This is a genomic window from Pseudorhodobacter sp., from assembly GCF_034675685.1.
GTDB lineage: Bacteria > Pseudomonadota > Alphaproteobacteria > Rhodobacterales > Rhodobacteraceae > Pseudorhodobacter.
In genome coordinates, this window is sequence record NZ_JAUCDA010000010.1 from 1 (window position 1) to 18,824 (window position 18,824).

At 56.0% G+C, this 18,824-nt stretch carries 14 protein-coding genes, 3 tRNA genes and 3 rRNA genes; 18 read left to right on the forward strand and 2 right to left on the reverse strand.

The genetic code is table 11. The features are described 5' to 3' along the window. The 6 genes from VDP61_RS08825 to VDP61_RS08850 form a co-directional block, all read left to right on the forward strand. Positions 1–723: ribosomal RNA gene (locus tag VDP61_RS08825) — 16S ribosomal RNA — on the forward strand; the annotation flags it as partial. Positions 724–893: 170 nt separating this feature from the next. Beyond that, positions 894–969, forward strand: a tRNA-Ala gene (locus tag VDP61_RS08830). Between the two features lie 34 nt (positions 970–1,003). Next, a tRNA-Ile gene (locus VDP61_RS08835) sits at positions 1,004–1,080 on the forward strand. Between the two features lie 502 nt (positions 1,081–1,582). Beyond that, positions 1,583–4,459 (forward strand): 23S ribosomal RNA (locus VDP61_RS08840). A gap of 215 nt (positions 4,460–4,674) precedes the next feature. Then, positions 4,675–4,789: ribosomal RNA gene (gene rrf, locus VDP61_RS08845) — 5S ribosomal RNA — on the forward strand. A gap of 111 nt (positions 4,790–4,900) precedes the next feature. Beyond that, a tRNA-Met gene (locus tag VDP61_RS08850) sits at positions 4,901–4,977 on the forward strand. Between the two features lie 298 nt (positions 4,978–5,275). On the opposite strand, the gene VDP61_RS08855 is transcribed toward VDP61_RS08850, so the two are convergent. Then, positions 5,276–6,786 (reverse strand): IS3 family transposase gene (locus VDP61_RS08855; RefSeq protein ID WP_323006662.1). Its coding sequence is split into 2 segments (ribosomal slippage): positions 5,276–6,360 and positions 6,360–6,786, totalling 1,512 coding nucleotides; the frame shifts between segments, so codons are not numbered across the junction. 273 nt (positions 6,787–7,059) lie between these two features. Here VDP61_RS08855 and tnpA point away from each other — a divergent pair. Genes tnpA through VDP61_RS08870 form a run of 3 tightly spaced genes read left to right on the forward strand, consistent with a single transcriptional unit; the run spans position 7,060 to position 8,226 of the window. Then, on the forward strand, positions 7,060–7,488 hold the full coding sequence (gene tnpA, locus VDP61_RS08860; protein WP_323006559.1) for an IS66-like element accessory protein TnpA: 429 nt from the start codon (positions 7,060–7,062) through the stop codon (positions 7,486–7,488). After that, a complete protein-coding gene (gene tnpB / locus VDP61_RS08865; protein ID WP_323006560.1) occupies positions 7,485–7,838 on the forward strand; it encodes an IS66 family insertion sequence element accessory protein TnpB in 354 nt (117 codons plus the stop codon). The genes tnpA and tnpB overlap by 4 nt, the downstream gene beginning before the upstream one ends. 55 nt (positions 7,839–7,893) lie before the next feature. Then, on the forward strand, positions 7,894–8,226 hold the full coding sequence (locus VDP61_RS08870; RefSeq protein WP_323006561.1) for a transposase: 333 nt from the start codon (positions 7,894–7,896) through the stop codon (positions 8,224–8,226). 11 nt (positions 8,227–8,237) lie between these two features. Here the strand turns inward: VDP61_RS08870 and VDP61_RS08875 are convergent. Beyond that, positions 8,238–9,388, reverse strand: a protein-coding gene (locus VDP61_RS08875; protein WP_416236508.1) for an IS3 family transposase whose coding sequence is annotated in 2 segments (ribosomal slippage) — positions 8,238–9,139 and positions 9,139–9,388 — 1,152 coding nt in all. Because the reading frame shifts where the segments join, the coding sequence is not laid out codon by codon here. Between the two features lie 134 nt (positions 9,389–9,522). On the opposite strand from VDP61_RS08875, the gene VDP61_RS08880 reads away from it, so the two are divergent. From VDP61_RS08880 to iolE, 9 genes are all read left to right on the forward strand, one after another. Next, positions 9,523–10,587, forward strand: a complete 1,065-nt coding sequence (locus VDP61_RS08880) for a sensor histidine kinase (RefSeq protein ID WP_323006562.1) — start codon at positions 9,523–9,525, stop codon at positions 10,585–10,587. 139 nt (positions 10,588–10,726) lie between these two features. Then, positions 10,727–11,764 carry a substrate-binding domain-containing protein gene (locus VDP61_RS08885; RefSeq protein ID WP_323006563.1) on the forward strand — a complete coding sequence of 346 codons (1,038 nt, stop codon included), beginning with the start codon at positions 10,727–10,729 and terminating at the stop codon, positions 11,762–11,764. Positions 11,765–11,826: 62 nt separating this feature from the next. Continuing rightward, positions 11,827–13,053, forward strand: coding sequence for a phosphate ABC transporter permease subunit PstC (pstC, locus tag VDP61_RS08890; RefSeq protein WP_323006564.1), 1,227 nt, complete (start codon positions 11,827–11,829; stop codon positions 13,051–13,053). Further along, positions 13,050–14,378 (forward strand): phosphate ABC transporter permease PstA, encoded by a 1,329-nt coding sequence (gene pstA, locus VDP61_RS08895; protein WP_323006565.1) that lies wholly within the window; start codon positions 13,050–13,052, stop codon positions 14,376–14,378. The genes pstC and pstA overlap by 4 nt, the downstream gene beginning before the upstream one ends. Positions 14,379–14,392: 14 nt before the next feature. Next, complete coding sequence (pstB, locus tag VDP61_RS08900; RefSeq protein WP_323006566.1) at positions 14,393–15,190, forward strand: phosphate ABC transporter ATP-binding protein PstB; 798 nt, start codon at positions 14,393–14,395, stop codon at positions 15,188–15,190. A gap of 3 nt (positions 15,191–15,193) precedes the next feature. Next, the gene (gene phoU, locus VDP61_RS08905; RefSeq protein ID WP_323006567.1) at positions 15,194–15,901 is read left to right on the forward strand and encodes a phosphate signaling complex protein PhoU; all 708 of its coding nucleotides are present in this window, start codon (positions 15,194–15,196) and stop codon (positions 15,899–15,901) included. 4 nt (positions 15,902–15,905) lie between these two features. Beyond that, the gene (gene phoB, locus VDP61_RS08910; protein ID WP_323006568.1) at positions 15,906–16,595 is read left to right on the forward strand and encodes a phosphate regulon transcriptional regulator PhoB; all 690 of its coding nucleotides are present in this window, start codon (positions 15,906–15,908) and stop codon (positions 16,593–16,595) included. Positions 16,596–17,295: 700 nt separating this feature from the next. After that, positions 17,296–17,901 carry a thiamine pyrophosphate-dependent enzyme gene (locus tag VDP61_RS08915; protein WP_323006569.1) on the forward strand — a complete coding sequence of 202 codons (606 nt, stop codon included), beginning with the start codon at positions 17,296–17,298 and terminating at the stop codon, positions 17,899–17,901. Positions 17,902–17,903: 2 nt separating this feature from the next. Then, entirely contained in the window at positions 17,904–18,812 is a 909-nt protein-coding gene (iolE, locus tag VDP61_RS08920) for a myo-inosose-2 dehydratase (protein ID WP_323006570.1), read from the forward strand. Positions 18,813–18,824: the final 12 nt, after the last annotated feature.

The window sequence follows — 18,824 nt, forward strand, 5'->3', positions numbered from 1 at the left end:
GGTAGTCCACGCCGTAAACGATGAATGCCAGTCGTCGGGTTGCATGCAATTCGGTGACACACCTAACGGATTAAGCATTCCGCCTGGGGAGTACGGCCGCAAGGTTAAAACTCAAAGGAATTGGCGGGACCGCACAAGCGGTGGAGCATGTCGTTTAATTCGAAGCAACGCGCAGAACCTTACCAACCCTTGAGCATGGATATCGCGGGACCAGAGATGGTTCTTTCAGTTCGGCTGGATATCACACAGGTGCTGCATGGCTGTCGTCAGCTCGTGTCGTGAGATGTTCGGTTAAGTCCGGCAACGAGCGCAACCCACATTTTTAGTTGCCAGCATTCAGTTGGGCACTCTAGAAAAACTGCCGGTGATAAGCCGGAGGAAGGTGTGGATGACGTCAAGTCCTCATGGCCCTTACGGGTTGGGCTACACACGTGCTACAATGGTAGTGACAATGGGTTAATCCCAAAAAGCTATCTCAGTTCGGATTGGGGTCTGCAACTCGACCCCATGAAGTCGGAATCGCTAGTAATCGCGTAACAGCATGACGCGGTGAATACGTTCCCGGGCCTTGTACACACCGCCCGTCACACCATGGGAGTTGGTTCTACCCGACGGCCGTGCGCCAACCCTAACGGGAGGCAGCGGACCACGGTAGGATCAGCGACTGGGGTGAAGTCGTAACAAGGTAGCCGTAGGGGAACCTGCGGCTGGATCACCTCCTTTCTAAGGATGTTTCTAGCCAGATTAGCTTGCTAATCTCGTGAAACACTTAGCAGAGACTAGTCATAGTCTCAAACACACGGCCAGGCCGTCCTCATATCTCTTCAGAACAAGCGGAACGCAGTAACCATGCGTCTGGGCATGCGGCCCTGATGCGCCCTGTGTTCTATGCTGGGGCCTTAGCTCAGCTGGGAGAGCGCCTGATTTGCATTCAGGAGGTCAGGAGTTCGATCCTCCTAGGCTCCACCAGTTACACGACCTTACACTGCGGTGTTAAGATCGTGGGTCGGTAGCTCAGGTGGTTAGAGCGCACGCCTGATAAGCGTGAGGTCGGAGGTTCAAGTCCTCCTCGACCCACCACGTTTTTTAGCCCCGCTAAAATACGTGGGCCACGCGGCAGATGATTGCGGCACGCAAACATCAAGAGCAGCACCCATCAGAAAGCTTGATAATTACAGTATTCACAAGATCACTGGCTGCATTTGCGAATGCATCTGATCGTCCTGTGAGGGACGTTGTTTGAACCACGGTTCAAACTTTGACATCGTTTAGAGAGAAACAACATCAGTATCACTGGTTGGCCCGAGTATGGGTGCAACCAGAGGCGCAAGCCTCAAAGTGATATTGTTCCAAGTCTAGTACACTAACCGTTTGGCGTTTCCAAGGAAACGCTGGACATGGGAAAGTATACAGCTTTTGACACGTTGTAAGTCGTGAGGCTTACAGCTTGGCTGCCCTTCTCGGGGCGGCACCGGAAAGAATGAGTTTGGATCTCGGACGTAATTCCAGCATAAGTGGGCAACCAATTATGCGGTTCGGAATTACAACTTTAAAAGACCCGAACCTTGCTCTTTCTGGATCAAATCAAGCGCGAAAAGGGCGTTTGGTGGATGCCTAGGCAGTAAGAGGCGATGAAGGACGTGATACCCTGCGTTAAGCTGTGGTGAGCCGGGAATAGGCTTTGACCCACAGATCTCCGAATGGGGAAACCCACCTGAATATTTATTGTTGTCCTACCGCTTTGCTACTTGAGGACTTGTCCGCAGGTAAAAAAGAGGCGGGATCACCAGTAGGTATAACCAGGTACTTTAATCCTGAATACATAGGGGTTTTAGAGCAAACCCGGGGAACTGAAACATCTAAGTACCCGGAGGAAAGGAAATCAACAGAGACTCCGTCAGTAGCGGCGAGCGAACGCGGACCAGCCGAGCCCTGAAGAGTGAGTAGAATGGTCTGGAAAGGCCAGCAATATAGGGTGACAGCCCCGTATACGAAGCTCCAAGGGACATATTAAGTAGGGCGGGACACGTGAAATCCTGTTCGAAGATCGGGGGACCACCCCCGAAGGCTAAGTACTCCTTACTGACCGATAGCGAACCAGTACCGTGAGGGAAAGGTGAAAAGCACCCCGACAAGGGGAGTGAAACAGTACCTGAAACCGGACGCCTACAAGCAGTCGGAGGGACATCAGTCCTGACGGCGTACCTTTTGTATAATGGGTCAACGACTTAGTCTCACAAGCAAGCTTAAGCCGATAGGTGTAGGCGCAGCGAAAGCGAGTCTTAAAAGGGCGAATGAGTTTGTGGGATTAGACCCGAAACCAAGTGATCTAGCCATGTGCAGAATGAAGGTAAGGTAACACTTACTGGAGGTTCGAACCAACACCCGTTGAAAAGGGTCTGGATGACGTGTGGCTAGGGGTGAAAGGCCAATCAAACTTGGAGATAGCTGGTTCTCCGCGAAAGCTATTTAGGTAGCGCCTCGGACGAATACCATTGGGGGTAGAGCACTACATGGATGATGGGGGCCCACAGCCTTACTGAGTCTAAGTAAACTCCGAATACCAATGAGTACTATCCGGGAGACACACGGCGGGTGCTAACGTCCGTCGTGAAGAGGGAAACAACCCTGACCTGCAGCTAAGGCCCCTAATTCGTGGTTAAGTGGGAAAGCATGTGGGACGGCCAAAACAACCAGGAGGTTGGCTTAGAAGCAGCCATCCTTTAAAGATAGCGTAACAGCTCACTGGTCTAGATAAGCTGTCCTGCGGCGAAGATGTAACGGGGCTCAAACCACGAGCCGAAGCTCAGGATGTGTAGCAATACACGTGGTAGCGGAGCGTTCTGTGATATAGGACGCTGTGTAATTATGCTCCGCTTGCGGAACATAACATACACAATGTGCTTTCTGTGAAGCCGGGCTGTAAGGCATCCGGTGGAGAGATCAGAAGCGAGAATGTTGACATGAGTAGCGACAAAGAGGGTGAGAGACCCTCTCGCCGAAAGTCCAAGGGTTCCTGCTTAAAGCTAATCTGAGCAGGGTAAGCCGGCCCCTAAGGCGAGGCCGAAAGGCGTAGTCGATGGGAATCAGGTTAATATTCCTGAGCCGTGAGGTAGTGACGGATCGCAAAGGTAGTTTGCCCTTATCGGATTGGGTGGGCTGCTCAGCGGTCCCTGGAAATAGCTCCTCTATAAGACCGTACCCTAAACCGACACAGGTGGACTGGTAGAGAATACCAAGGCGCTTGAGAGAACCACATTTAAGGAACTCGGCAAAATGCCTCCGTAAGTTCGCGAGAAGGAGGCCCCGTCTGTAGGCAACTATGGGCGGGGGGCACAAACTAGGGGGTGGCGACTGTTTACTTAAAACACAGGGCTCTGCGAAGTCGTAAGACGACGTATAGGGTCTGACGCCTGCCCGGTGCTGGAAGGTTAAAAGGAGAGGTGCAAGCCTTGAATTGAAGCCCCAGTAAACGGCGGCCGTAACTATAACGGTCCTAAGGTAGCGAAATTCCTTGTCGGGTAAGTTCCGACCTGCACGAATGGCGTAACGATCTCCCCGCTGTCTCAAATGTGGACTCAGCGAAATTGAACTGTGTGTCAAGATGCACACTTCCCGCGGTTAGACGGAAAGACCCCATGCACCTTTACTATAGCTTCGCACTGGCATCAGGATTGAGATGTGCAGGATAGGTGGTAGGCATCGAACCGGGGACGCCAGTCCTCGTGGAGCCTCCCTTGAGATACCACCCTTCTTACTCTTGATGTCTAACCGCGGTCCATTATCTGGATCCGGGACCCTGCGTGGTGGGTAGTTTGACTGGGGCGGTCGCCTCCTAAAGTGTAACGGAGGCGCGCGAAGGTTGGCTCAGAGCGGTCGGAAATCGCTCGTTGAGTGCAATGGCAGAAGCCAGCCTGACTGCAAGACTGACAAGTCGAGCAGAGACGAAAGTCGGCCATAGTGATCCGGTGGTCCCGAGTGGAAGGGCCATCGCTCAACGGATAAAAGGTACGCTGGGGATAACAGGCTGATGATGCCCAAGAGTCCATATCGACGGCATCGTTTGGCACCTCGATGTCGGCTCATCTCATCCTGGGGCTGGAGCAGGTCCCAAGGGTACGGCTGTTCGCCGTTTAAAGAGGTACGTGAGCTGGGTTTAGAACGTCGTGAGACAGTTCGGTCCCTATCTGCCGTGGGTGTAGGAGATTTGAGAAGAGTTGCCCCTAGTACGAGAGGACCGGGGTGAACGTTCCACTGGTGGACCAGTTATCATGCCAATGGTAGTGCTGGGTAGCTATGAACGGACAGGATAATCGCTGAAGGCATCTAAGCGAGAAGCCCCCTTCAAAACAAGATCTCCCTTGAGAGCCGTGGAAGACCACCACGTCGATAGGCCAGAGGTGTAAGTGCAGCAATGCATTCAGCTGACTGGTACTAATTGCTCGATAGGCTTGATTTGATCCAGAAACAGCAAGGTTTAGCGGCAATACTTAAAAAGAATTGTCTGCAGGCAAATGCCAAAACCCCTGCTTCGGAAACAAAGTCAAAAGCAGACACCACTACGTCACAAAATGTGACGGCAGTGTAAAAACATGGAACAATGGTAATGCAAAGCAATGCAAAACCACTGATGTTGTAATCCCTGAAACCATCAGGGATACGTTTCTTCCTCGGTTTGGTGGTCATAGCGCGAGCAAAACACCCGATCCCATCCCGAACTCGGCCGTTAAGTGCCGTCGCGCCAATGGTACTGCGTCTTAAGACGTGGGAGAGTAGGTCACCGCCAAACCTAGAAAGAAACGAAAAACTCTCAAAACGAAACAAAATCCCAATGAAATAAAAACAGAGGGAAAAAAAACAAAAATATATTGCAACAAAACGCAATAAAAAAAACAATCGCCGCGGGATGGAGCAGCCCGGTAGCTCGTCAGGCTCATAACCTGAAGGTCGTAGGTTCAAATCCTACTCCCGCAACCAAAATTACCAAATAATACAAACGCTTACCCTGTGGTATTTTTATACCGCAGGGCGTTTTGCGTTTTACATCAACGCCACATCAACACCGCGCCTAAAAAACGGCATTCGCACGCATTCGCGTGCAGTCAGCGGCATTCGCCGACATTGGGCTGCATTCGCGGGCTTTGGCACGCATCAGATGAAGCGGAGCGATAGGGCCTTTGAGGCTTAGATGCCTGTGCCTGTTTGAGCGCAAACCGATCTGTGTTGCATCGCCACGGTAGCCCGCGGTGTTTGTCAAACAAGTTGTCCGCCGATTTCAAGCGGCGTCTCTGATTTCGGAGGCGCTGGTATCGCGTTCCGGGTTCAGCCAGACGGGTCCGGCGGGTTGCCAGTTGCGGGTTTTTCCTGACCACCGTTCCGGCTTTTGTGCGCGGGCATTTGCATAGAGCAAGGCCCGGTTTGCGAGGGCATCGCGGTCTTGTCCTGCGTGGCGCATGCTGGGTGTGACGAAGCGGATGGCGCTGTGAAGGTGCTCCCCGTTATACCAGCTGGTGAAGGATTTCACCCAAGCCTGCGCCTCGGCTTTTGTCGCGAAGCCCTTGGTTGGCCAGTCCGGGCGATACTTGCAGGTGCGGAACAGCGCCTCGGAGAAGGGGTTGTCGTTGCTGACGCGCGGGCGACTGTAGGACGCCATGATGCCCAGCTTTTCCAGCGTCACCTTCATCGTAGCGCCTTTCATTGGGCTCCCATTGTCGGCGTGCAGCACCAAGGGCCGCGCGATGCGGGCCTCCGACCAGACCGCCTTTTGCACCAACATCGCCGCAAGATCCGCACCCTCGCGCTCATGGACTTCCCAGCCCACGATCTTGCGGCTGAAGATATCCACGATCAGATAAAGGTAGAAGAACATGCCCGCGACCGGCCCCGGCATCCAAGTGATATCCCAGGTCCAGACCTGACAGGGTGCGCTGGCTTTGTAACTAGTTGGAGGCTTGCGCCGGACGGGCGACTTGGACCGACTACGATGATGCTGTTGCCCATCTGCGCGCAGGATACGGTAGAAGCTGGATTCTGAGGCCAGATAGTGCCCCTGATCGGCTAGTTTCGGCACGATCTGGCTGGGTGGAAGGCTGGAAAATTCCGCAGAATTACAGATGCTTAGAACAGCGGCGCGTTCCTCGTCGCTGAGCTTGTTAGGAGGCTCCGGCCGTTGGACCAAGGGACGTTGATCAGCGTGAACCTGACCGCCTTTGGTCCAGCGGCGCAAGGTCCGTTCGCTGATTTCCACCTCAGCGCAGGCTTTGGCGCGGCGGGCGCCAGCGGTGACGGCCCCTTCGATCAGCAGCGTGGCGGTTTGGCGATGTGGGGTGCTGATCATGCGTCCTCGTCGCCCCCCCAGATCGCCGCCAGCTTTTTTCTGAGCACCAGAAGCGCCGCAGTTTCGGCCAGGGCGCGGTCCTTGCGGGCCAGCTCGCGCTCCAACTCCTTGATCCGCTTCTTCTCTTCCTTCGTCGCCTGGCTCACCTTGGCCGTGCTGGTACGGTCCCAGTCATTCGCCTGCTCGCACGCCCCGCGCCATACCTTGATTTGCTCGGGAAACAGCCCGCGCTTGCGGCAATACTCCGCCAGATCGGCCTCATTCAGCGCCGCCGTCTCCAGCACCGCCGCAAACTTGTCGCGCGATGCCCAACCGGAAGGGCCGGCATCGGCATCGGGCAAAAGCTGGCCCTTGCCACGCGCCTCAGCACGCCACTTGTGCAGCGTCGCCTCCGAAATCCCCTCCTCCTGCGACAAGCGCCGAATGGCCATGTTGTTCGGAGGCAGCATCCGCTTCAGCACCGCAGTCTTGCGTTCCTGTGAATATCCCACGTCATCGTCCTATCCCGCCCACCTGAAAAATAGAGAAAAGTAGAGCAGCGGACAACTAGCCTGACACAGGGGGCCCGGCCCACAGTCGGTGAAACAGGCGACAAGGCTTAGATCATTGATGCGATTGCGACAGGGACCATTTCTTGGTAAGCGTTTCCTAGGCGGCACCTTCCCAGTTTTTGCCTGACCTGCGACTCCACGGCTGATGGAGATCGGGGCAGGAGTTTCGCGATGGCGACTACGGTGGAGTTTCTCAGGGACTACGGTGTGGAGATACGGGCCAATGGTCAGAAGCGGTGGCCAGACGAGGTCAAGGCGCAGATCGTTGCAGAAAGCCTGATGCCTGGTGTGACGGTGAACGCGGTTGCGGCGCGGTATGGGCTTCGGGCGAACCACTTGTCGGAATGGCGTGGTCGGGCGCGCGACGGGAAGTTGGTTTTGCCTGCGCTGGCGGACAGCGGCTTTTGTTTTGCGCCTCTTGTGCTGTTGGATGAGAATACTAGTGCTGTGCCAACGCGTCCTGAGCGGCCGGGCCAGTCTGAAGCGCAGCCCTTGGGATTTATCGAGATCGCCGTGGGCCAGGTGACAATCCGGTTGGACGGTGCAACGACAGCCACGCGGATTGCCGAGATTGTGCGGGCGATCGGGCCGTCGTCATGATGCTCCCCTCGAACCGAGTGCGGTTTCTGGTCTCGACGCAGCCTGTCGACTTCAGGAAAGGCCATGATGGTCTGGCAGCAATTGTGTCGTCTGTGCTACGCAAGGATCCGTTCACCGGCACGGTCTTTGTGTTCCGCTCGCGTAAGGCGGACAGGTTGAAGCTGCTCTTCTGGGATGGCACTGGCTTGGTGATGGCCTACAAGCGGCTGGAGGATGCGACATTCACTTGGCCCGCGATCAAGGATGGGGTGATGGCGCTGAACCACGCCCAGTTCGAGGCGCTGTTTGCGGGTCTCGACTGGCGCAAAGTAAAGGCATTGGAGGCACGCCCGCCAGCTGCGGCAGAGTGAATCAACCGCTTGGTTTGGCGTGTTTTTGCGGGGGTTTTTATGGTAGCTTCAGCCCATGCAAACCGCACCCGTCATCGACCTTTCCGCCATCCCGGCCGCGCAACGCGCGGCGGTGCTGGCGTTGATGGAAACGGTGGCGACACTGACAGAAATCACCCGTCGGCAAGAGCATCTCATCGCCGAGCTGAACCACGCCCTGCATGGCAAGCGGTCAGAAAAGCTGTCTGAAGATGAACGCCAGCTGGCGTTCGAAGACCTGTCCATCGCCTTGGCCGAGGTTGAGACAGAAAAGAAAACGCGGGCCGCCAAGGCGGACAACGGGACGACCAAGCCTACGCCCAAGCGCACCATCGGCAACCTGCCAGCCGCGCTGCCGCGGATCGAATAGCCCCGAGTTTCCTAGACACCTTGCAGCTTCAGTTTTTGCTGCTGTTCGAAGTCAATCGGTGACAGCATGCCATTCCTAACGTGTTTGCGCTGTGGGTTGTAGAAAAACTCGATGTAGTCGAACACGTCCTGACGGGCTTCAGCGCGCGTTTTATACTTTCTGCGTCGGATGCGTTCGCGTTTGAGCAGGTTGAAGAAGCTTTCTGCCACTGCATTATCCCAACAGTTCCCGCGACGGCTCATGCTTTGCGTCAGATTGTGCTGTTCGAGGAACTCTTGCCACTCGTAACTGGTGAATTGTGAGCCTTGGTCGGAATGCACCTGAACTTTGGTCTTTGGTTTGCGCCGCCAGACAGCCATCAGCAGGGCTTGCAGCGGCAGATCGGTATATGTGCGGCCTTGCATGGACCACCCAACAACGCGCCGGGAAAACAGATCGATGACAACTGCGAGATAAAGGAAGCCCTCGTGGGTGCGGATGTAGGTGATATCTGTGACCCAGAACTGGTCCGGAGCGTCGACATCAAACTCTCGGTTCAAGGTGTTGTCGGCCACGACCGCAGGGCTGCCGCCATAAGAGCCGGGCTTCTTTTTGTAACCAATCTGGGCCCTTATCCCTGCTAGACGCGCCAAACGCCAAGCCCTGTTGGGGCTGATGTCTTCGCCCATGTCGCACAGATCATCGTGCAACTTGCGGTACCCATAGACCTCTCCGCTGTCATCCCAAGCCTGCTTCAACAGCACCGTTTGGCGCTGATCCTCCAGCGCACGCTGACAAAAAGGTTCACGCAGCCATGCATAGAAGCCGCTCGGATGAACGGCCAGCATCCGGCACATAGCCCTGACGGCAAAGATTGGCCGGTGTTCGGCGATAAACGCATACCTCACCGGGATTCCCTGGCGAAGTATGCGGTCGCCTTTTTTAGGATGTCCCGTTCCTCCGTGACCCGCAGCAGATCTCGCTTCAACCGGCGGATCTCATCAGCTTGCGCATCGACCTCTTGGATCACCTTTGCGGGCCGCGAAAACTGCTTCTGCCATGTGTAGATCGACTTGGTGCTGACCCCCAATCGCTCGGCCACCTCGCGCACCGGATAGCCCCGATCCTCGACCTGTGCGACCGCATCGCGTTTGAACTCATCTGTGAATTTGTTCGTGGACATATCGTCCTCCTTGCTTCCAAAATTACCAAGCAAGGCGTCTACAAATCTAGGGGCTATTCAACCAGCTCTGTCCTGTTGCTTAAGTCAAAGATCAGCTAGTTCACTACCAAGTGAAGCAACTTTGAGAAACAGCCATGACCAACCATGACTTGGGTAACCCCGCGACGATCCAAGATCTGATTGCAGCCTTTCCATTGCCTACACTGATCATCGGACCTACAGAACACGTTCTGTCCCTGAACGACGCGGCCGATATGCTGTTGGGTAAAAGCGTTGTGGGGCGGCACTTCACGACCTCGCTGCGCCAGCCAAAGCTGGTAAAGTCAATCGAACAAAGCCTACAGGATCGGGCTCCGCGTAGCGTATTCTATCAAACTGTCGAAAACGGCAGCGACACGTCATATGACGTGTCGCTACGGGCAATTGCGCAAACGGGTCTGTTGCTTGTCAGCTTTCAAAACGCGACCGATTTGGCCCGTGCCGAACAAATGCGTCGCGATTTTGTCGCCAATGTCAGCCATGAATTGCGCACCCCACTGACAGCGCTCATGGGTTTCATTGAGACCCTGCGCAGTTCTGCCCGAGACGACGCCAAGGTTCGGGATCGGTTTTTGGGTATCATGGCGGGTGAGGCGGAACGTATGAACCGGCTTGTGGGGGGCTTGCTGTCGTTGAGCCGGGTTGAGGCAGATGAACGCGTTCGCCCCACAACGCGGCTCGACCTGCGGAACGTTTTGCAAACAACATTGAGCAATCTTGAGCCGTTGGCGCGGGAGAATGCTGTGGCCTTGCGATGCGATCCGGGACAGGTGCCGCTGTACGTCATTGGCGTTGCCGATCAGTTGTTGCAAGTCTTTACCAATCTTGTGGAAAACGCGATCAAATACGGCGGCGCGGATCAATCTGTCGAGATCAGCGCCCTTAGATCCGCGCATGATCCCGTTCTGCGTGGCCCTGCGATAGAAATCATGATTGCCGATCATGGACCGGGTATTGATCCCATTCATCTGCCGCGCCTGACCGAACGGTTCTATCGTGCAGACAATCACCGCAACCGCGAACTGGGCGGTACAGGCTTGGGCTTGGCGATTGTGAAACATATCCTCAATCGTCACCGGGGGCGGCTGAAGATTGCCAGCCAGCCGGGGCAGGGGTCACAATTCACCGTCGTTTTGCCGCCCGATAGCAAGAGCGCATGATTTGCAGGCAAAAATCCGGTCAAAACCTCAATTGTCATAAAACTGCAACATACCTGTCGCAAAACCGAAGCAAGCCGCGCCCATAAGCGCGTCAGGATCACCAAGGGGTGGTCTTTGATCGGATCGGACAGGAGTCTTCATGTCACTCGTTAACCTTACTGCATCGACGCTGGCCATCGCGGCCTTATCGGCCACGGCGGCAGCCGCCCGCGACAATGTGCAGGTTGCAGGATCGTCCACAGTGCTTCCCTATTCTGCTATCGTTGCCGAAGCCTTTGGTGAAAATTTCGATTTTCCGACGCCGGTTGTTGAATCGGGCGGGTCATCGGCAGGGCTCAAGCGGTTCTGCGCGGGGATCGGTGACAATACCATCGACATCGCGAATGCCAGCCGCGCCATCAAACCCTCTGAAATCAAAGTCTGCGCCGAAAACGGCGTGACGGATATTGTCGAAGTGCGCATTGGCTACGATGGGATCGTCTTTGCCAGCGACATCAATGGCAACAGCTTTGCCTTTACACCCGTTGACTGGTATTTGGCGCTGGCCGCTGAACTGCCCACAGATGGGGCCATGGTTGCGAACCCAAATACCAATTGGAACACGCTCAACGCCAATCTTCCCAATCAGCAGATTCAGGCGTTTATCCCCGGCACCAAGCATGGCACGCGGGAGGTGTTCGAGGAAAAGGTGCTGCTTCAGGGCTGCAAGGACAGCGGTGCGATGGATGCGATCCTGAAGATCAACGGTGCTGACGAAAAAGCTGCCGAGGCGACCTGCATGGCAGTGCGCACGGACGGCCTTTCGGTTGATATCGACGGCGATTACACTGAAACACTGGCCCGGATCGAAGCGGACTCCAATGGTATCGGCGTCTTTGGCCTGTCATTCTATGAGAATAACACTGACAGGTTGCAGGTCGCGACCATGTCCGGTGTCGTCCCGAACACTGAGAGCATCGCAGCCGGAGATTATCCGGTGTCACGCCCGCTCTTTTTCTACATCAAGGCGGCGCATCTGGGCAAAATTCCGGGCTTGCAAGCGTTCGCCGATTTTTTTGTAAGCGATGAAATCGCGGGGCCGAATGGACCGCTGGCCGAATATGGGCTGGTCTCTGACCCCGATCTCGGCACGACGCAGGGTGCAGTGGCCAATCATGTGCTTTTGGGCGCTATGTAAAGCAGATTATGCGGGGCGGGCATGCTGCACGCCCCGCGTTCTTCTACGGGAAAGTTGCCTTGATGTGGGTTTTTGATGCCATCGTTTCACTGCCGGTGCTGGTGATCGGCCTTGCGATCTTCGGGTTCACTGGCGCAAGGCTGCGTGCCCGCGTCGCTGCGCGCGATGATATCGGCAAATTAGCGGCACTGCCGAAGGCACATGGGATGAACGCCTTTTTCAGCGTTCTTGTTCCTGCATTTGCCAGCTTTGTCATTCTATTGCTTGTCCGGTTGCTTGGGCAGCAACAGGGCATCGAAACCCTGTCTGCCGGGTCTGCCTTTTGGGTGGTGCTTGCCATAGCCGCAATCGGGTGTATCGGCGCAATCTTGCGGTCTTCGCGCCGTTTTCGGGCGCAGCGGGCATCCGAATGCTGGATCAAATCCCTGCTGATCGCGGCCGCAACCGTCGCAATACTGACCACCATTGGTATTGTGTTGTCGATGGTGGTCGAGGCGATGCATTTCTTTCAGCAATATGATTGGCGCGATTTCTTCTTTTCCACGGACTGGGCCCCGAACTTTCGTGGTAACAGCGCACTTGGCATCCTGCCGCTGCTTTGGGGCACTTTCTACATCAGCTTCATCGCGCTTTTATTCGCCGTGCCGGTGGGACTGTTCGCCGCGATCTATCTGTCTGAGTATGCCGGCCCCCGCATGCGCAGTGTCGCCAAGCCGCTGATTGAAGTCCTCGCGGGTATTCCGACGATTGTTTACGGGCTCTTCGCGTTGATTACCATCGGCCCCCTGCTGCGAGATTATTTTTCGCAGCCGCTTGGTTTGGGCGACAGCGCATCTTCGGTCATGACGGCAGGGCTTGTCATGGGGATCATGCTGATCCCTTTCGTTTCGTCACTATCGGACGATGCCATCAATGCTGTGCCGCAGGCGATGCGCGACGGGTCTTATGCGCTTGGCGCGACCCGGTCCGAAACCATCCGCCAAGTGGTGCTTCCGGCCGCACTGCCCGGCATCATGGGTGCCGTTCTGCTGGCCGCAAGCCGCGCGATTGGCGAAACGATGATCGTCGTGCTGGGTGCGGGCGCCGCTGCGCGCCTGTCACTGAACCCGTTCGAGGCGATGACAACCATCACCGTCAAGATCGTCAGCCAACTGACCGGTGACACCGATTTTGCCAGCCCGGAAACGCTGGTGGCATTCGCCCTCGGGCTCACACTGTTCACCTTTACGCTGGGACTGAACGTGATTGCGATGATGATCGTGCGAAAATATCAGGAGCAATACGAATGATCACTTCCACAACCTCGCTGCTGGACCAAGACTATCGCACGAGGCGGCGAAATTCGGCCGAAGCACGGTTTCGCGCCTATGGTCTGGCCGCGATCGGCGTTGCCACTATGGCGCTGGTGCTTTTGCTGACTTCGGTTGTGTCCAACGGCCTCGGCGCGTTTCGTCAAACCTATATCACGCTGGAAATCCCCCTGCCTGAGGCAACTCTGGACAAGTCCGGCAGGCGCGACCCCGTTGCAATGGCTAAAGTTTCGACCTTCGGCTATGCGCCGCTACTGCGTGACGCATTGTTGGGAAAATTGGCAAAGCTACAAATCACCTCTGAATTGCCGGACAAGGATATGGCCGGGTTGATGAGCAAGGAGGCGACAGCAACCTTGCGCGACCATGTGTTGGCGAACCCCGATCTGATCGGCGGCAATGTGACTATGGAGATTCTGGCCGACGGGCGGATCGACGGGTATTTCAAGGGCCGGGTTAGCATGGAAAGCGCTGCGCTGGACGGCAACACTTCACCAGAGGCGCTGCAACTCGCCCAGAAACTTGCCGATGCCGGTGTGATCATAACGCGGTTCAATCGGGAGTTCCTGACCGCCCCTGACGCCAGCGACCAACGCCCCGAGGCGGCCGGTCTGGGCGTCGCCATCCTCGGGTCACTTTACATGATGCTGGTGGTGTTGGTGCTGGCGCTGCCAATCGGGGTAGCCACCTCGATTTATCTGGAGGAGCTTGCGCCAAAGAACCGGGTATCCGACCTGATTGAAGTGAATATCAGCAATCTGGCCGCCGTGCCGTCAATTGTCTTTGGCATCCTCGGGCTGGCGATCTTTATCAATTTTGCCGGGATGCGGCAATCCTCGCCGCTGGTTGGGGGGCTGGTGTTGACGTTGATGACCTTGCCGACCATCATCATCTCGACCCGTGCGGCGCTCAAAGCTGTGCCGCCCTCAATCCGCGATGCGGCACTTGGGGTCGGGGCCAGCAAGATGCAGGCGGTCTTTCATCACGTCCTGCCGCTGGCCGCCCCAGGTATATTGACCGGCACGATCATCGGCCTTGCCCAAGCCTTGGGGGAAACCGCGCCGCTTTTGCTGATCGGCATGGTTGCCTTCGTGCGCGACTATCCGGCGGCTTACAGCGATACTGCTGGGCTATTTGGCGAGGCCGCCACGGCGCTGCCAGTGCAGATCTTCAATTGGACCCAGCGCGCCGACCCCGGATTTTCTGAGCGCGCCTCAGGGGCGATCATCACCTTATTGGTGTTTCTGGCGGTGATGAACACGGTGGCCGTGTTGCTGCGCCGCCGCTTTGAACGCCGCTGGTAAAGACAGACAAAATCATGAAAGACACCAATGTGACCGAAAACATCAACACACTGACGCGGCAGAAAATATCGGCAAAGAATGTGCAGGTTCGCTACGGTGACAGCGTTGCCATCAACTGCGTATCGGTGGACATCGCCCCCAATACGGTGACTGCTTTTATCGGGCCGTCTGGATGCGGTAAATCCACGTTTTTGCGTTGCTTGAACCGGATGAATGACACGATTGAAATCTGCAAGGTAACAGGGGATATCCGCATTGATAATGAAGATATCTATGACCGGAATGTAGATCCGGTGCAGCTTCGTGCCAAGGTCGGTATGGTATTTCAAAAGCCAAACCCGTTTCCGAAGTCAATCTTTGACAATGTCGCTTACGGCCCGAAAATTCACGGTCTGGCGCGCAATAAATCTGAACTGGGGGATATTGTCGAAAATGCGCTGATGAAAGCCGCGCTGTGGAATGAGGTCAAAGACCGTCTCAACAGTCCCGGCACCGGTCTTTCGGGGGGGCAACAGCAACGGCTGTGCATCGCGCGGGCGATTGCCACCGCACCCGAGGTTCTGCTGATGGACGAACCTTGTTCTGCGCTGGACCCGATCGCCACCGCGCAAATCGAAGAGTTGATCGCCAGCTTACGACAGAGTTATTGCGTCGTGATCGTTACCCACTCGATGCAACAAGCGGCGAGGATCAGCCAGAAAACGGCGTTTTTTCATCTTGGCAGTCTGGTGGAATACGGTGATACCGATCAGATATTCACCGCCCCGCAAGACCCAAGAACCGAAAGCTATATCACTGGCAGGATTGGATGAGCCATGACAAATGAGCATATATCTTCGGCTTTCGATACCGATCTGGAGGGGGTTCAGACACAAATCATGAAGATGGGTGGACTGGTCGAAGACGCCATCCGCCTTGGCATGAAATCCCTTGAAACCCGCGATGAAGAACTGGCGCAAAAGGTCCGCGCCGCCGACGTAGCAATCGACCACCTTGAAGAGACGATCAACGAGGGCGCCGCCCGCATCATTGCGTTGCGCGCCCCGACTGCGATTGATCTGCGCCTGATCCTGAGTGTGATCAAGATCAGCGGCAATCTTGAAAGGATTGGGGACTATGCCAAAAATATGGCCAAGCGAACCGAAGTGCTTTCGCAGGTCGCGCCAATCAGTGACAGCATCGGTACTCTTCGCCGCATGACGCGAGCGGTTGAGGCGATGCTAAAAGATGCGCTGGATGCCTATATCCACCGTGATGCGGCGCTGGCCGCAGACGTGATCGCACGCGATGTCGATGTGGATCAGATGTACAACGCGCTGTTTCGGGAATTACTGACCTTCATGATGGAAGACCCGCGCAACATTACCGCCTGCCTGCACCTGCATTTCATTTCCAAGAACACCGAACGCATGGGGGATCATGTGACCTCTATCGCAGAACAAGTCATCTATCTGGCGACAGGAAAGCAACCGAACGAGGCGCGCCCGAAAGCCGATACAACATCCACAACATCAGGAGTCTGACGAAATGCCACCAGAGCAAGCGCGGGTCCTGCTCGTTGAGGATGAACCTGCCCAGCGTGCGGTCCTGACCTATAATCTCGAAGCGGCGGGTTTCGCCGTGTGCTGTGCCGAGAACGGCGAAGAGGCCATGATGATGGTCGCCGAGGCGCTGCCCGATCTGGTGATCCTGGATTGGATGATTCCGCTCATAAGCGGAATTGAAATCTGTCGCCAACTCAAGACCCGCGACGAAACAAGGCGCATTCCGGTCATCATGCTCTCGGCGCGATCCGAGGAGGTCGATACCGTGCGTGGCCTGGAAACCGGTGCGGATGATTATATGACAAAACCATATTCTGTTAATGAGCTTATGGCGCGCGTCCGCACCCAATTGCGGCGCACCCGTTCGGCAGTCGCAGGGGTTGGGCTGACATTCGAAAATATCATCCTTGATCCAGAAAGCCATCGAGTCAGTCGCGACAATCGTGAACTGAAGTTGGGGCCGACAGAGTTTCGACTTCTGACCAGGCTGATGGAGCGGCCGGGCCGCGTTTTCAGCCGTGATCAACTGCTCGATCTTGTCTGGGGGCGCGATATCTTCGTGGATTCGCGCACGGTCGATGTTCATATCGGTCGCCTGCGCAAAGCTCTGACGCGATTTGGCGATAGCGACCCGATCCGTACCGTGCGCGGCGCTGGCTATGCGCTTGGATAAACAGTTGGCGGGGTAAGGCAGGGTTTGTTTTCCATCACTAAACCGCACATTTAGCTATGAGGGCCGACAACCGACAACGGGTGGCTTTGCACCGACTTTCGATGGATACCCCGCCAAGCTGTAAAACGCGCGAAAAGACGCAACGCAGAATCTGCAATGCCGCACGCAACCGAGAGTGGGAGTCGGCTTTGGCCGAAACCGCGCTCCGGCGTGGTTCCTCCCGGGTCCTATTCCTATACCGGGGCGCAGCGCGGCATTTCGCTAGCGCGTGGCTTTTTCACCGGGGAAGCCACCCCACGGATCATCTCGGCATTATGTCTCATTATCAGTGACTTACCCGGTACACCGCGCGGGCAAGGTGGATTTCTTTCGGAAGCCACCCTCGCCCTTGGCCAGCAAAGGAAGGCAACTCTGCGCCAGAAGTTTTCGGACATCTCATAACACTTTGATTTCAAAGCAAAAAGTGGATTGATATTTCTAGCCCCCTTGACCTACCGATTGATCATCGAAGAATTACGCCCGCAGGTATCCCCTCGCGGGCGTTTTCGTTTTCCTGACATCGCGGCGCTCGATCCTGTCGCTGGCCAAGTTGCCCGCGCGCATCGGCATGCCCACCCTTCGCCAATTGAGAACCGCCCCATGGACCTGGTCTTCGCGCCAAGCGAGATTGAGACGTGGCCGATTGATCGGCTGCGCCCTTATGCCCGGCGCGATCACAAAAGGGTGGCGCGTCAAGCATCCCAACACGTTTGACTGTGAGTTCGGTTTCAGCTCTATGGGCGATGAAATCGCGGCAGGGTGGGGGGCATCCATGGCGCAAAGCGGCCCCGGCGGTACCCCTATCGTTATGCTGGGGGGCGGCACCTATATGATGATGAATTCCGACATTTATTTTGCGGCTTTGACGGGTCACAAGATGATTGTCGTGGTCTGCGATAATGGCGGGTATGCGGTCATCAACCGTCTTCAGCAATTCAAAGGCGTGCCAGGCTTCAACAATATGCTGACAGATTGCCGTGTCCGTAATAAAGACAACCCGTTGCATGTTGATTTTGTAAAACATGCCGAAGCAATGGGGGCAAAAGCGCGTCAGGCAGAGAGCCTCGCCGATTTTGAAGATGCGATGAAATGGGCACAGGGCAATGACGGCCCGCCCGTGCTTTCGATCGTATCCGATGCCTGGGCTTGGGTGCCGCGGGGTGCGGATTGGGATGTGGGTGTGCCCGAAATCTCAAATTTTGAATCGGTGCGTGCAGCCCGCAAATCACAGGATGCGATCCGTATGAACCAGCGTGTTGGAGTATAATTATGAAAGCTAAACTTGGTATTGCACCAATTGCATGGTGGAACGACGACCTCGAAGAACTGTCCGACGACGTTAGCCTAGAAGAATGTCTTCGGCAGGCTTCGGTGGCGGGCTTTACCGGCATGGAAACGGGGCGCCGCTTTCCGATGAACATGGATCAGCTTGGCCCAGTTCTCGACACTTACGGCATGTCAGTGTGCGGGGGCTGGTTCTCGGGGCTGTTGCTCGACGGTGATATTGAGGTCGAGAAAGATCGCATCGCCGAACAACTGGCATTTTTCAAAGCGGCAGGCGCGCCTTGTATCGTCTACGGCGAAACGGCGCGGTCGATCCAGGGGGTGAAATCCGCACCTCTGGCAACGAAACCCAAACTCGACAAGGCCGAGGTCGCAGCCTACGGGCGCAAGATGTCGGACTTTGCCGACTGGTGCGCGAAAGAGGGGATGCCGATCAGCTATCATCACCACATGGCCGCCGTGATCGAAACGGAGGCTGAGCTTGATCTTTTCATGCAACATTCATCCGTGCCGCTGTTGTTCGATGCGGGCCATATGGCTTTTGCCGGCGGTGACGTTTTGCGGGTAATCGACACCCATCACGACCGTATCAGCCATGTCCATACCAAGGACGTGCGCATGCAGGTGATCAATGCGCTTGACCGGACCAAAGAGAGCTTTCTGGATGCAGTCGTCAAAGGCGCGTTCACCGTGCCTGGCGATGGCAGTCTGGATTTCGAAGTCATCGTGAAGGCGCTGGCGGGCTATGGCTATGAGGGCTGGTTCGTCGTTGAAGCGGAACAAGACCCCAAGGCCGCACCCCCGCTTGCAATGGCGCAAAAAGGCCATCGGGAGTTGCTCCGCGTCATGGCGGCAGCAGGGTATGAGGTTGTATCTTCGGAGGGTGCGCAGTGAAACAGCCTCAAA